The 14,004-nt window shown below is 73.2% G+C and carries 13 protein-coding genes and 1 riboswitch; of the genes, 7 read left to right on the top strand and 6 right to left on the bottom strand.

Annotated features, from left to right (window positions below):
- Positions 1-578 precede the first annotated feature (578 nt).
- The 4 genes from ABS735_RS06990 to ABS735_RS06975 form a co-directional block, all read right to left on the bottom strand.
- Positions 579-1,595 carry a C40 family peptidase gene (locus ABS735_RS06990; protein WP_373901991.1) on the bottom strand — a complete coding sequence of 339 codons (1,017 nt, stop codon included), beginning with the start codon at positions 1,593-1,595 and terminating at the stop codon, positions 579-581.
- 233 nt (positions 1,596-1,828) lie between these two features.
- A complete protein-coding gene (locus ABS735_RS06985) occupies positions 1,829-2,872 on the bottom strand; it encodes a C40 family peptidase (protein WP_373902324.1) in 1,044 nt (347 codons plus the stop codon).
- 251 nt (positions 2,873-3,123) lie between these two features.
- Positions 3,124-4,467 (bottom strand): NYN domain-containing protein, encoded by a 1,344-nt coding sequence (locus tag ABS735_RS06980; RefSeq protein WP_373901990.1) that lies wholly within the window; start codon positions 4,465-4,467, stop codon positions 3,124-3,126.
- Positions 4,468-4,529: 62 nt separating this feature from the next.
- Positions 4,530-4,769, bottom strand: coding sequence for a hypothetical protein (locus tag ABS735_RS06975; protein WP_030402115.1), 240 nt, complete (start codon positions 4,767-4,769; stop codon positions 4,530-4,532).
- Between the two features lie 156 nt (positions 4,770-4,925).
- Between ABS735_RS06975 and ABS735_RS06970 the strand changes: the two genes are divergently transcribed.
- From ABS735_RS06970 to ABS735_RS06940, 7 genes are all read left to right on the top strand, one after another.
- On the top strand, positions 4,926-5,696 hold the full coding sequence (locus ABS735_RS06970; protein ID WP_373901989.1) for a rhomboid family intramembrane serine protease: 771 nt from the start codon (positions 4,926-4,928) through the stop codon (positions 5,694-5,696).
- The gene (locus tag ABS735_RS06965) at positions 5,693-5,974 is read left to right on the top strand and encodes an Lrp/AsnC family transcriptional regulator (RefSeq protein ID WP_031035777.1); all 282 of its coding nucleotides are present in this window, start codon (positions 5,693-5,695) and stop codon (positions 5,972-5,974) included. The genes ABS735_RS06970 and ABS735_RS06965 overlap by 4 nt, the downstream gene beginning before the upstream one ends.
- 93 nt (positions 5,975-6,067) lie before the next feature.
- Complete coding sequence (locus tag ABS735_RS06960) at positions 6,068-6,397, top strand: small secreted hydrophilic protein (protein ID WP_373901988.1); 330 nt, start codon at positions 6,068-6,070, stop codon at positions 6,395-6,397.
- Positions 6,303-7,820, top strand: coding sequence for a sensor histidine kinase (locus ABS735_RS06955; protein WP_373901987.1), 1,518 nt, complete (start codon positions 6,303-6,305; stop codon positions 7,818-7,820). Before ABS735_RS06960 ends, ABS735_RS06955 begins: the two co-directional genes overlap by 95 nt.
- Positions 7,817-8,479 (top strand): response regulator transcription factor, encoded by a 663-nt coding sequence (locus ABS735_RS06950; RefSeq protein ID WP_373901986.1) that lies wholly within the window; start codon positions 7,817-7,819, stop codon positions 8,477-8,479. Before ABS735_RS06955 ends, ABS735_RS06950 begins: the two co-directional genes overlap by 4 nt.
- Before the next feature lie 72 nt (positions 8,480-8,551).
- The gene (locus ABS735_RS06945) at positions 8,552-9,967 is read left to right on the top strand and encodes an SLC13 family permease (protein ID WP_373901985.1); all 1,416 of its coding nucleotides are present in this window, start codon (positions 8,552-8,554) and stop codon (positions 9,965-9,967) included.
- 20 nt (positions 9,968-9,987) lie between these two features.
- Positions 9,988-11,211, top strand: coding sequence for a glycerate kinase (locus ABS735_RS06940; RefSeq protein ID WP_373902323.1), 1,224 nt, complete (start codon positions 9,988-9,990; stop codon positions 11,209-11,211).
- Here ABS735_RS06940 and ABS735_RS06935 read toward each other — a convergent pair.
- Both ABS735_RS06935 and trpD read right to left on the bottom strand, forming a co-directional pair.
- Positions 11,154-12,518: an aminotransferase class V-fold PLP-dependent enzyme gene (locus ABS735_RS06935; protein WP_373901984.1), complete on the bottom strand. Its 1,365-nt coding sequence runs from the start codon at positions 12,516-12,518 to the stop codon at positions 11,154-11,156. The two genes, ABS735_RS06940 and ABS735_RS06935, sit on opposite strands and share 58 nt — an antisense overlap.
- A gap of 148 nt (positions 12,519-12,666) precedes the next feature.
- A riboswitch (SAM riboswitch) is annotated at positions 12,667-12,783 on the bottom strand.
- A gap of 106 nt (positions 12,784-12,889) precedes the next feature.
- A complete protein-coding gene (gene trpD, locus ABS735_RS06930) occupies positions 12,890-13,954 on the bottom strand; it encodes an anthranilate phosphoribosyltransferase (RefSeq protein ID WP_373901983.1) in 1,065 nt (354 codons plus the stop codon).
- Positions 13,955-14,004 lie beyond the last annotated feature (50 nt).

Below are 14,004 nucleotides of genomic sequence, written 5' to 3'. Positions count from 1 at the left end.
CGATCGTACGGGCGAGGCACAGCGGAAAGCACCGGGCGCGAGCGCCGAAAGCCGCGAGGACCGGAGGGCTCACGGGGGCGGGAGGGGGCGTGGGTGCGGGAGGGCTCACGGGGGCCGGGAGGGGGCTGTGGGGGGTGCTGGAGGGCTCACGGGGCCGGGAGGCCCGCGGGAGGCCGAAGGGCCCGCGGGAGGCCGAAGGGCCCGCGGGAGGCCGAAGGGCAGGCCGCCGGTGATGAAGAGGCCACAGGGGCCGGAGCGGCAGGAGAGGCCCAACAGGCCGCCGTGGATCAGAAGCCACCGAGCCACCGGCGGCCGGAGAGACCGCATAAGCCGCGGGAGACCGAATAGGCAGGCCGCCGGTGATGAAGAGGCCACAGGGGCCGAAGCGGCAGGAGAGGCCCAACAGGCCGCCGTGGATCAGAAGCCACCGAGCCACCGGCGGCCGGAGAGGCCGCAGGAGCCGCGGGAGGCCGTAGGGCCCATAGGACCAGCAGCACCAGCAGCACCAGCAGGACCAGCAGCACCAGAGGGACCAGAGGGACCAGAGGGCTCCGTAGGCCCAGCGGCCCCCATCGACGTCACACCCTGGTGACCGAGGAGACCGGCATCATGCCGACCGGGTCGTAGCGCACCGGCGCGCCGGGGTAGGGCGCGTGGATCACCTGACCGTTGCCGGCGTACATGCCGATGTGGCTGGCGTCGTCGCGGTAGGCGACCAGGTCGCCGGGCCGCGCCTCGGCCAGGGACACCCGCCGCCCCGCGCCGGACTGCGCCTGCGAGGTGCGCGGAATGCCGACGCCTGCCTGGGCGTAGGCCCACTGGGTCAGGCCCGAGCAGTCGAAGCCGGAGGGGCCGTTGGCGCCCCAGACGTAGGGCTTGCCGAGGGCGGAGCGGGCGGCGGCGAAGGCGGCCGCGGCCCGGCCGGAGGCGGGAGCGGCGGCACCGGCCAGGGCGGTCAGGTCCTCGCGGCCCGAGCGGGACCCGCGCCGGTAGGCGGCGCGTTCGTCGTCCGGCAGGGCGGCGAGCAGTGCGCGGGCCTTGGCGAGCTTGCGCTCCACGGTCTTCTTGTGGGCCGCGACGGCCTTGCGGCCCTTCTCCAGCTCGGCGAGCTTGCGGGCCGCCTCGGCACGGTCCTGGGCGAGGTCGCGCATGGCCTGCTGGAGCTCTTTCAGCTCGCCGGCCTGGCGGGTGGTGATCCGGTCGAGCACGGAGGCCCGGTCGAGGTAGTCGTCCGGTTCGGCGGAGAGCAGCAGCGCCAGCGACGGGTCGATGCCGCCGGAGCGGTACTGGGCGCCGGCCAGCGAACCGAGCGCGTCCCGCATGGTGTTGACGCGCTCCTGCTGCCGGGCGATGGACTCCTGCGCGGTCGAGACCTCCTCGCGCAGCGCGTCGGTGCGCGCGTCGGCCTTGTTGTAGGCCTCGGTCGCCTGCTCCGCCTCGGTGTGGAGCCGGTCCACCTCCGCCCGCCGGTCGTCGTGCGGGGCGGCCGTGGCCGGTACGGCGCCCAGGAGTGCGGCGGCGACGGAGAGCAGGCCGACGGCGGCGGTGGAGCCACGGTCGAACCCGGTTGGTGCAAGGCGGCGATGGGACCCCACGGGAAGCCGCACTCCTTCCGCTGGCGGACGGGGAAACGCGGCAGACAGTAACCCCGCGGCGGGGCACCGGCCAACGACCTCCGGGGCCGCGAAGCGCGACGCCCCGCCGCTGACGCAGGTCACCGGCGGGGCGGGGGTCACAGGCCCCGGCCGTGATTCGCCCGAACGGGGGCACGGCGGGGACGACTTCGGGTGGCGCAGGGCATCGGCTCAGCCCCGCGCGCGGCACACGGTCAGACGCGTACGCCGAACATGAACGGACCGCCGATGGTGCCCATCGACTCGTAGCGGACGTTCGTGCCGGTGCGCGGCGCGTGCAGGACCTGGCCGTTGCCGGCGTAGAGGCCGACGTGGTGCAGGTCGCTGAAGAAGAAGACGAGGTCGCCGACCTGGAGGTCGCTCATCGAGGAGATGCGGGTGCCCGCGCCCGTCTGGGCCTGGGAGGTCCGCGGGATGCCGACGCCGGCCTGGGCATACGCCCAGGAGGTCAGGCCCGAGCAGTCGAAGGAGGACGGGCCGGTGGCACCGTAGACGTACGGCGTGCCTATCTTGCTCTGGGCGGCGGCGAAGGCGGCGGCGGCCCGGCCGGAGGCGGGAGTGGAACTTCCGCCGGTGAGGACCTGGCGCTCGCTGGTGCGGTTGGCGCGCTGCTCCTCCTCCTGGAGGGCGGCCTTCTCCTGCGCCGTGAGCGTGTTGAGCAGCTTCTGCGCGGAGGAGAGCTTGCCCTGGACTTCCTTCTTCTTCTTGCCCAGTTCGGTGCGGGTGGCGGAGAGGTCCTTGAGCTTCTCGGACGCCTCGGAGCGCTGCTGGGCGAGGTCGCGCTGCTTGACCTGGATCTTCTTCAGCGCCTCGACCTGCTGACCGCTCAGCTGGTCGAGGGTGGAGGCCTTGTCCAGGTAGTTGTCCGGGTCGGCGGACAGGAAGAGCTGGAGGGAGGGGTCGATGCCGCCGGAGCGGTACTGGGCGCTGGCCATCGAACCGAGGCCGTCGCGCAGGTCGTTGAGCTCCTCCTGGCCGCGGGCGACGTTGTCCTGGATGGTGGAGATCTCCTTCTGGAGCTTCTCCTGCTTCTCCTTGGCGCCGTTGTACTTCTCGGTGGCCTGCTCGGCCTCCTCGTAGAGCTTGTCGACCTTCGCCTTGACCTCGTCCTTGCTCGGCTTCTCGCTCGGGGCGGCGTTGGCGGCCTGGGAGCTGAGGGCGACGGCGGCGGCGGCAGCGGTGGTGAGCACGGTCACACGCGTGCGGCTCGGCTGCTTGGGACGACGGTGGGACGCCACGGAGACGAGCTCCTTCTTGAGAGGGATCACCCGTTCGAGGGTTCGAAGGATGACCCTAGTGACCCACTCGTGATCAGTTCAAATCCTCCGCCGAAAAATCACGGTTACGCACCGCGTTATTTGCCACAACTCACCTGCAGTGACGTCCACCTGACACTACGTTGCGTGACGGTTCCGTCAATTCGGGCATGCAACGCCTATGTTGCGGTTGGTGCGGAAGCGAAGAGAAGTGGCTGGAAGCCGACGCGGGCCTAGGAAAGCCGCTTGAGGAGCACCGCGGACGCCACCGGGCGTGCGCCCGCGCGCGCCACGCCGTCGGCGACCTCGCGGTCGGTGGAGACGACGATGACCGGCCGGCCCGGGGGCTCGGCCCGCACCAGCTGGCGGATCAGCTCGTCGGCGGTGACCCCGGGCTTGGAGAACAGCACCCGCACCCCGCGCGGCGGCGCGAGCAGCACGGGCGCCACGAGTTCGGCCCCGTCGAAGACACAGGTCATCTCGGCACCGGTCTGCGCGGCGAGCTGGGAGAGCTGGCCGAGCAGCCGCAGCCGCTGCTTCTCCAACGGCATCTGCGGATAGCCGGTCTTGGTGACGTTGTAGCCGTCGACGACCAGGTGGGCCTGGGGCAGCGCCAGCAACTGGTCGAGGACGGCCGGGTCGTTCTCGGACAGGGCGCGGTTGGCGATGTCCTTCGGCGTCATCCGGCCGGGCTCGACCGCGTCCACGGTCTCGGCGGGCCGCACGGACACCGGGGGCAGCGCCAGCTCGCGGCGCAGTCCCTGGGTGGCGTCGAGGAGGGTGTCCAGGAGCAGGCGTACGCGCATGTCCTCGACGCTGCGCCCCTCGCGGGCGGCCTTGCGGGTGGCCTCCAGGGCGGCCTCCGCCTCCCCGAGGCGGGCCTTGAGCCGCCGGGTCTCGCTCTCGGCGGCGGACACCTGGGTGTGTGCCTCGGTGCGGACGGCGTCCGCCTCGGCCCGGATCTTGCGCAGCGCCGCCTCGCCGCGCTTGACGTCGCTGAGGGCCGAGCGCAGCTTGCGGTGCAGCGACTCGCTCTCGCGCTTCGCCGCGTCCAGCTCGGCGCGCAGCCGCTCGGTCTCGGTTCTGGTGTGCTCCCGGGCCCGGGCCAGCTCCTCGTGCAGCCGCTCCAGCTCCGCGCGGCTCTCCTCGCCGGCGCGCTCGGCGTCCGCGCGCTGTGCCTCCTCGCCGGCTGCGGTCACCAGCTTGACCCAGCCGTGCGGGCGCAGCACGTAGGCGGCGGCGGCCACGTCGAGGGGGTCGGCGGCCGGGAGCGCGGACCCGGCGTCCAAGGCGCCGGCCAGTTCCGGCTGGGCGTCGCGGAGCTTCTCGCCGATGCGCTGGCGGAAGAGCGGGTCGGTCTCCACGGCGGCGGCCATGGCGTTGCCGGCGAACTTGGCCCGGCGGTTCGGGGCGAACCTGGCGTACTGCCTCAGCTGTGCCGGCAGCTCGCCGAGGGTGAGCGAGCCGAAGCCGTCGGACACGATCTGCACGACCCGGCGGCGCACGCCGTCGGGCAGCGGGCGGTCGAGCACCTCAGCGGCGCCGTCGCCCGGCCCCCCGCCGTGTGTCTCCACCATCCGTCACCCCAATGTCTCAGGGCGATCCCGGGCCGGAATCGCCTTGTGCGGGGCCGCTCCGCTCAGGAGGCGGCATCCGGCCTGTCGACGAGTTCCACCTGGTCCACGGCGTTGCACCAGCGGCACCGCACCGACTCGATGGTCTCACTGAGCACCTCGCGCTCCTCCACCGTCGGCTCGCCGGCCAGATCGAGGTGCACGTACTCGACGACCTTCGAGGCCCGGGTCACGTCGAAGCGGGTGAGGTTGCCGCAGAGGGTGCAGCGCCACCGCGTCGTGTCGGTCGGCAGGGGAACCGTCATCGTGGCTGTTCGCTCTCTTCCAGTGTCGGTGACGCGCCGGGCTCCCCCGGTGCGTGTGGCACGTAACCCTACGGCCTGGCGGGTACCCGATGCCCGCGTGTCCACGGCGGCGAGGCGCTATGGCCGCTTGCGCCCGTTACGTCATGCTCTGTAGTCATGATCCGCAACTGGAGCACGGCGGTCCGCAGAACGGTCGGGGCGGTCAGGAGGCTCGCCCCGGCCCGCCCGTCCGGGCGCCGGACGGCACCGGTGACGTACACGCTGATCACGCTCTGCTGCCTGCTGTTCCTGCTCAGCCCGGCGGCCGGCCTGAACCCGGTGTACGGCACCGGGGAGGAGCTGCTGGCGGCGCAGCGCGCCTACTTCCGGCGCTGGGGCGTGATCCCCGCAGAACTGTTCGAGGACTCCCCCGGGTCGGCGCTCACCCCGGCCACGGCGCTGTTCGTCCACGGCGGCTGGGTGCACCTGCTGGGCAACATGCTCTTCCTCTACGTCTTCGGTGCGATGACCGAGGAACGGATGGGCCGGCTCCAGTTCGCCCTGTTCTACCTGGGCTGCGGCTACCTGGCCCTGCTGGGCTACGCGGGCGCCAACGCCCATTCCCAGGAGTCCCTGGTCGGCGCCTCGGGGGCGATCTCCGCGGTCCTCGGCGCGTTCCTGTTCCTCTTCCCGCGGGCCCGCGTGACCAGCCTCCTGCCCTTCCTCTTCTTCCTGCCGCTGCGCTTCCCGGCCTGGGTCGTGCTGCCGTTCTGGGTGACCCTGCAGTGGATGGCGGCGGGGCGGGCCGGCGACGGTCCGGGGGTGGCGTACCTCGCGCACCTGGTGGGCTTCGGGCTGGGCTTCGCCTTCGCCTGGGTGCGGTTCGGACGTACGACTAGAGTTGGTGGCGTTCCAGTGGCGGCGCCCGAGGGAGAGAACCAGCCGTGATCAGCGCGATCGTCCTCATCAAGACCAGCGTGGACCGCATTCCCGAGATCGCGGAGCAGATCGCCGCGCTGGAGAGCGTCAGCGAGGTCTTCTCCGTCACCGGCACCTACGACCTGATCGCCATGGTGCGGGTGAGCCGGCACGAGGACCTGGCCGAGGTCATCCCCGGCCGGATCAGCAAGATCCCGGGCGTGGAGGGCACGGACACCCACGTGGCGTTCCGGACGTACTCGCAGCACGACCTGGAGGCGGCGTTCGCGATCGGGCTCGACAACTGAGTCGGTGCCGCGCCGCGCGTCGCGGTCCCGGATGAAGAGTTCTTCATCCGGGGCTCATCCCGCCCACCGGATCCGCCGCGCAGAATCCGGGGCATGGTCTTCTCCCGCCGGATGGCGGCCCTGGCGGCCGTCGTCCTGATCCCGCTCGGCATCGCCGCGACCAGTTTCGCCCTGACCGACAGTCCCCAGGAGCCCCGGGTCCCGGCCGAGGTGGAGCTGGAGAGCGGCTCCCCCGCCCCGGAGCCGGCCTCCTCCTCGCCCGAGCCGACGCGCAGCGACCAGGTGGTGACGCGGCCGCCGGTCACCGACGGCCCTTCGGATGACGACGATGACGACGACCGGGGCCGGGACGCCGGGGACACCGGGGACACCGGGGACTCTGCGGACGACACAGCGGGGGACGACGGACCCGGCGACGGGTGAGCGCGAGCGCCGCCGGATCTCGGCCCGGGTCCGCATCCTGCTGTGGCTGCTGCTCGTGATGGCGGTCGCGCTGTCGTCGGTGGCGGCGACCACCCGCTCGATCCTGCTGCGCGACACCGACCAGCGGATCAACGGCCTGCTCGCCCAGGAAGCCGGCGAGTTCGCCAACTTCGAGGAGCAGGGCTTCGACCCGGAGACGGGCCGCCCGTTCACCGACCCGGGCCGGCTGCTGCGGGTCTTCCTGGAGCGGCAGTACGCCGACCTGGACGAGGAACTGGTCGGCCTGGTGGGCGAGGCGGGCAGCAGGCCCACGCAGATCATCCAGCAGCGCGAGATCCCGGTCGGCCGGCCCCTGCACCGGGACGCCGACGCCCGGCGCCGCATCCACGCCTCCCCCGACTCCACCGGCACCCTGCACCGGCCCGAGGGCGAGATCCGCTGGGCCAAGGTCACCGTGGCCCGCTACGGCGGCGAACCGGCGGCCGCGTTCGTGGTCGCCTTCCACCCGGGCCGCGAACAGGCGCGCGCGGACGAGGTGTTCCGCGTCCTGCTCGCCATCTCCGGCGTCGCCCTGCTGATGACGACCGGCATCGCCTGGGTGGTCGCGGGCCGCATCCTGAAACCGGTACGGCTGGTGCGCACGACCGCCGCCCAGCTCACCGAGCAGGACCTGACCCGGCGCATCCCGGTGCACGGCCGCGACGATGTGGCGGCCCTCGCCGAGACGTTCAACGCCATGCTGGACCGGCTGGAGCGTGCCTTCGCCACCCAGCGCCGGTTCGTCGACGACGCCGGCCACGAACTGCGCACCCCGATCACCATCGTGCGCGGCCACCTGGAACTGATGGGCGACGATCCGGCGGAGCGCGAGGAGACCGTCCGCCTCGTCACCGACGAACTGGACCGGATGAGCCGCATCGTCGAGGACCTGCTGCTGCTCGCCAAGGCCGAACGCCCCGACTTCGTCACCCCCGAGCCGGTGCAGCTCGCCGAACTCACCGCCGACGTCTACGTCAAGGCCCGCACCCTCGGCGACCGTGACTGGGTGCTGGCCGAGGTCGCCGACCGGGAGGCCCACCTGGACCCCCAGCGGATCACGCAGGCCATGGTGCAGCTCGCGCAGAACGCCGTGCAGCACACCACGCCCGGTCAGACCGTCCGCATGGGGTCCCGCGCCGACGGCCCGCACATCGAGCTGTACGTCGCCGACTCCGGCCCCGGAGTCCGGCCGCAGGACGCCGAGGTGATCTTCGAACGGTTCCGGCGCGGCACGGCCCGGCGCGGGGTGCGCGGCACGGGCGCCGGACTCGGGCTGTCCATCGTGCGGGCGATCGCCGAGGGCCACGGCGGCCGGGTCGACCTGCGCGCCACCGAGGGCGGCGGCGCCACCTTCGTACTCACTCTGGAAGAGGCACGACCATGAACCGCATCCTCATCGTCGAGGACGAGGAGCGCATCGCCTCCTTCGTCGAGAAGGGCCTGCGCGCCAACGGCTTCACCACCACCGCGGTCGCCGACGGCGACGCCGCCTACGAGTACGCCCGCACCGGCGGTTTCGACCTGGTCGTCCTGGACATCGGGCTGCCCGGCCGGGACGGCTTCACGGTCCTGCGCGAACTGCGCGAGTCCCGGGTGACGACCCCGGTGATCGTACTGACCGCCCGGGACTCCGTACGGGACACGGTGGCCGGTCTGGAGGGCGGCGCGGACGACTGGATGACCAAGCCGTTCCGCTTCGAGGAACTGCTCGCCCGGGTACGGCTGCGGCTGCGTACGGCGGCCAGGGCGCCCGAGGTGACGGTGCTGCGGTCCGGCGACCTCTCCCTGGACCTGCGCACCCGCCGCGCCCGCGCCGGTGAGCGGACGGTGGACCTGACGGCCCGTGAGTTCGTGCTCCTCGAACTGTTCCTGCGGCATCCGGGGCAGGTCCTGTCGCGGGAGCAGATCCTGTCCCACGTGTGGGGCTACGACTTCGACCCGGGCTCCAACATCGTGGACGTCTACGTGCGGGCGCTGCGCAAGAAGCTGGGGGCGCAGCGGGTGGAGACGGTGCGGGGCATGGGGTACCGGCTGCCGGGATGACCGGCTTTCGCGTGAAGTTTCCTTCATGCCGGGCTCATTGAGGGCTCACCGCCCGGAAGGACCCTCGATGACGTGACGTTGAACCTCCGCCTGGCGGCGGCCCTGTGCGCGGCGCTGTCCCTGTGCGCGCTGCTGGCGGTCCCCGCCGGCTTCCCCGCCCTGGGCGGCGACGCGCGCCTCACCCTCGCCGTGTTCGCGCTGGCCACCTGCGCCTGGATCGGTACGCCGATCGACGACACGTACATCGCGCTGGGTGCCGGACTCGCGTTGACCGCGACCGGCGTGATCAGCAGCGACACCCTCTTCGGCACCCTGGGCGACGCCACGGTGTGGTTGCTGATCTGCGCGTTCGTGCTGGCGGCGGCGGTGGCCCGGACGGGGCTCGCGGGCAGGGCGGCGGCGTTCCTGGTGGGCGGGGCGCACACCGTACGGCAGTTGGTGCACCTGACGACGGCCGCGCTGGTCGTCACGGCCTTCGCGGTGCCGGCCACCTCGGGCCGGGCGGCACTCGCGCTGCCGGTGTTCCTCGCCCTGGCCAAGGCGCTCGCCGACCGGAAGCGACTGGTCGTGATGCTGGCGCTGCTGTTCCCGACCGTGATCCTGCTGTCGGCGGTGGCGACCCTGATCGGTGCCGGTGCGCATCTGATCACGGTGTCGGTGCTGTGGGAGGCGACCGGGGACCGGATCGGCTTCACCCAGTGGCTGCTGCTCGGCCTGCCGCTGGCGGTGGCCTCCTCCCATCTCGCCGCCGAGACCGTGCTGCTGACGACCACGCGGCGCGCGGACCGCGCGGGCCCGGTCCGCATCACCGCCGAGGAGATACAGCGGCACAGCGACAGCCCGGTCACCGGTCCCTGGACCCAGGCCGAGAAGCGCTGCGCGCTGCTGCTCGCCACGGTGGTGACCCTGTGGTGCAGCGAGCCCCTGCACCACGTCTCCCCCGCGGTGGTGGCGCTGATCGGCGCGGTCGTCGCCTCCTCGCCCGCGCTCGGCACCGTACGGCTCAAGGACGCGCTGCGGACCGTCCCGTGGTCGCTGCTGCTGTTCATGGCGGCGACGATGGCGATGGGCGTCGCGCTGGCCGACTCCGGTGCGGCGAAGTGGCTGGTGTCGGGCCTGCCCTCGGACGTCGCCCCGGCCGTCTTCCTCGGGGTCGTGGTCGCCGTGAGCACGGCGGCCCACCTGGTCCTCCAGTCCCGCTCCGCCCGCTCCTCCGTCCTGGTCCCGCTGGTGATCGCCGCGGCCGTCGGCGCCGGGGTCAACCCGGCCGCCGCCGCGCTCGCGTCCACGGCGGCGGCCGGGTTCTGCCACACGCTCCCGGCCTCCGCCAAGCCGGTCACGCTCTTCTCCGACGTCCCCGGCGTCCCCACCTACACCCCGCGCGACCTGCTGCGGCTGTCGGCCGTCCTGGCGCCGCTGACCGCCGCGCTCGTGCTGTTCTTCGCCGCCGCCGTCTGGCCGCTGCTCGGCGTACCCGTGACCCGTTGAAGGAGTCCCGCATGTCCTGTGTGCTGAACCGTGTCGTCGTGGCCCCCAGCGGCTTCAAGGAGTCCCTGTCCGCCCAGGCCGCCGCCGACGCCATCGCGGCGGGCGTCCGCCGGGTCCTGCCGGATGCCGAGATCGACCGCGTCCCGCTGGTTGACGGCGGCGAGGGCACGGCCGTCGCGCTGGCCTCGGCGACCGGCGGGCGACTGGTCGCGCTGGCCGCCACCGGCCCGGTCGGCGAACCCGTCGGCACCCACTTCGCGCTGCTCGGGGCCGGGGACACGGCGGTGGTGGAGATGGCGGCCGTCGCGGGTCTGTCCCTGGTCCCGCGCGCCCTGCGCGACCCGGGCGCCACGACGACCCGCGGCGTCGGCGAGCTGATCCGCGCCGCCCTCGGCACCGGGGTGCGGCGCGTCCTCGTGGGCTGCGGCGACTCCGGTACGTCGGACGGGGGCGCCGGCGCGCTCCAGGCGCTCGGGGCCCGGCTGCTGGACGCGGACGGCTTCGAACTCCCCTGCGGCGGACGGGAACTGAGCCGCCTCGCCCGCATCGACCCGTCCGGTCTGGACGCCCGGCTCGAGGACACCGAGCTGCTCGTCGCCTGCAACCCGTTCAACGTGCTGTGCGGAGAGCGCGGCGTGGCCCGGGTGTTCGGCCCGCAGAAGGGGGCGACGCCCGCGCAGGTGGACGAGTTGTCGGCCGGCCTGGAGAACTGGGCGCGCGTCCTCGTCCGCGACCTCGGTGTCGTCGGCACCGACCTGCGCCACGGCCCCGGCACCGGCGCGTCCGGCGGTCTCGGCGCGGGGCTCGCGGCGGTCGGGGCCCGGCTACTGCCCCGCTTCGACGTGCTGCTCGACCACCTCGACCTGGACGCCCGCCTCGCCCGCGCCGACCTGGTCCTCACCGCGGAGGGCGCCCTGGACCACCAGACGCCGCGCGGCAAGGTCCCGGCCGAGGTGGCCCGCCGCGCCAAGCTCCACGGCCGTCCCGTACTCGCCCTGGCCGGCACGCTCGGCGAGGGCGCGCACGACGTGCCGGGGGTGGACGCCTGCCACGGCATCCTGCCTGCGCCGATGGCCCTGGCGGACGCGCTGCTGTGCGCCGCCGAGCTCCTCACGGACGCCACGGAACGCGCGCTGCGGATGATCCTGCTGGGGTCGCGGTTGCCGGGCCCGGCGGCTCGGACCGCTCAGGCGTCGGCGGCCGAGGTGGTGTCGGGGACGCACCGACCGTCCTCGGTGCGGTAGCTCCACCGGGCGCCGTCGCTCACCAGCTCCTTGACGGCGTTCACGAACCGCTCGACGTGCTCGTCCGGGGTGCCCGCGCCGAAGCTCACGCGGACGGCGTTGAGGGACTTCTCTCCGGGTGCCGCCTCGGGGGCGCCGCACTCGCCCTGCGCCTGCGGGTCGCTGCCGAGCAGGGTGCGCAGCAGCGGGTGGGCGCAGAAGAGGCCGTCGCGCACGCCGATGCCGTACTCGGCGGAGAGGGCCGCGGCGAAGTGCGAGCTGTTCCAGCCCTCCACGACGAAGGAGAGCACCCCGACGCGCGGCGCGTCGTCGCCGAAGAGGGAGAGGATCCGCACCTCGGGCACCCCGGCGAGGCCCTCCCGCACCTTCCGGATCAGGTACTCCTCGCGGGCGACCAGTGTGTCGAACCCGGCCTCCGCGAGCGCCTTGCAGGCGGACGCGACGGCGTAGGCACCGATGACGTTGGGCGACCCGGCCTCGTGCCGGGCGGCGCTGTCGTGCCACTGGACGTCCACCCCGCCGTCGGCGCGCCGGCTCACCCTGCGGCTGGCGCCGCCGCCGGCGAGGTACGGCTCGGCCTCCCGCAGCCAGTCGGCCCGCCCGGCCAGCACACCGGAGCCGAAGGGGGCGTAGAGCTTGTGCCCGGAGAAGGCGACCCAGTCCACGTCCAGGCCGGCCACCGAGACCGGGTGGTGCGGGGCGAGCTGGGCGGCGTCCAGCACGATCCGGGCGCCGTGCGCGTGCGCGGCGGCGGCCAGTTCGCGCACCGGCCACAGCTCGCCGGTGACGTTGGAGGCGCCGGTGACGCAGACCAGGGCGGGCCCGTACGGCTCACGGGCGGCCAGGGCCCGCTCCAGGGTCTCGACGGCCTGCGCGGAGGTGCGCGGGGCGTCCAGGTACGTCACGTCGGCCTCTCGCCAGGGCAGCAGCGAGGCGTGGTGCTCGGTCTCGAAGACGAAGACCCGGCTCCCGGCGGGCAGCGCGGCGGCGAGCAGGTTGAGGGAGTCGGTGGTGGACCGGGTGAAGACGACCTGGTCGTCGTCCCGGCAGCCGAGGAACTCGGCGACGGTCCCGCGGGCGCTCTCGAACAGGTCGGTCGACAGCTGCGACAGGTACCCGGCGCCGCGGTGGACGCTCCCGTAGTACGGGGCGTAGGCGGCCACGTCGTCCCACACCCGCTGCAGCGCGGGCGCGCTGGCGGCGTAGTCGAGCGCGGCGTACGTGACCTCCCCACCGGTGACGAGCGGGACGGTGACGTCGCGGCCGAGGACGGGCAGCGGGGTGGCGACAGCGGTGGGTACGGACATGGCGGACTCCCGTGAGGACCAGCGCGGGGAAGGGCGCTGTGAAAGAGAAGAAAAAGGGGTGTGCGGAGGCGGGGCTCTGCGGCCCTATCGCATTCGCTGATTCACGGGAGACTCCCTCGGACGACCCAGGACCCCTGGTTTCGCGAGGGGTCCGCGCTTGCCGTGGACCTTGCTGTCCACGACCTGGTCTTCACCCGGGGCACCCCGCCACGGACGGAGGGTTGCCGGACAGTCGGCCGGGGCCTCATGACTGTCACTCATGACCTGACGAAAAACCTAGGGGAAGTGATCGGCGCCCCGCAACCCGAGTCCGGATCGCGGGACGCACGTCACACGAGAAGGCGTCTGCGGCATGATCCGCCGGACGGACCCTACGCGTGGGTCGCCGCCACCCAGCGCTCCAGGACGCGCCTGGCCGCGCCGGAGTCGATCGACTCCGCGGCCCGGTCCATCCCGGCCCGGATCTGTTCGGCCAGCGGTCCCGCGCCCGGCTCCAGGGCCACGAGGGCCGCCGCCGAGTTCAGCAGCACCGCGTCCCGCACGGGGCCCGACTCGCCGGCCAGCAGGCGACGGGCGACGTCGGCGTTGTAGGAGGCGTCGGCGCCGCGCAGTGCCTCGACCGGCACGAGCTCGAGCCCGACGTCGCGGGGGTCGAAGGTCTCCTCGGTCACCCGGCCGTCCCGCACGACCCAGACCCGGGACGTGGCGGTCGTGGTCAGCTCGTCGAGGCCGTCGTCGCCGCGGAAGACCAGGGAGGAGTGGCCGCGCTCGGCGAAGACGCCGGCGATGATCGGTGCCATCCGGGCATGGGCGACCCCGATGGCCTGGGCCTTCACCCGGGCGGGGTTGGTCAGCGGACCCAGGAAGTTGAACACCGTGCGGATGCCGAGTTGGCCGCGTGCCGCCGCCACATGGCGCAGGGCCGGGTGGAACTTCACCGCGAAGCAGAAGGTGATGCCGGCCTCCTCGGCGACCTCGGCCACCCGCTTCGGCGTCAGCTCCAGGTTGACCCCGAGCTTCTCCAGGACGTCGGAGGCCCCGGAGGCGGAGGAGGCGGCCCGGTTGCCGTGCTTGACGACCTTCGCGCCCGTGCCGGCCACGACGATCGCGGACATGGTGGAGATGTTGACCGTCTTGGCGCCGTCGCCACCGGTGCCGACGATGTCGACGGTCTCCCCCGGCACCTCGATCACGTTGGCGTGCTCGTACATGGTGCGGACGAGCCCGGAGATCTCCTCGACCGTCTCGCCCTTGTACCGCAGCCCCACCGCGAAAGCGGCGATCTGCGCGTCGGTCGCCTCGCCGCGCATGATCACGTCCAGCGCCCAGGCGGTCTCGTCCGCAGACAGGTCACGGCCGTCCAGCAGTCCGTTCAGCAGGGCGGGCCAGGAGCGGCCCGCCGCGGTGTCGCCTCCAGCGGGGGTCACAGCGCTCATGAGCCGCTCCTGAATCGTGTGTGTCGTGCAAAGTCGTGGACAGGGGATCG

Source organism: Streptomyces sp. MMCC 100, from assembly GCF_041538145.2.
Taxonomy (GTDB): domain Bacteria; phylum Actinomycetota; class Actinomycetes; order Streptomycetales; family Streptomycetaceae; genus Streptomyces.
This window is presented reverse-complemented; position numbering and strand designations above follow the sequence as displayed.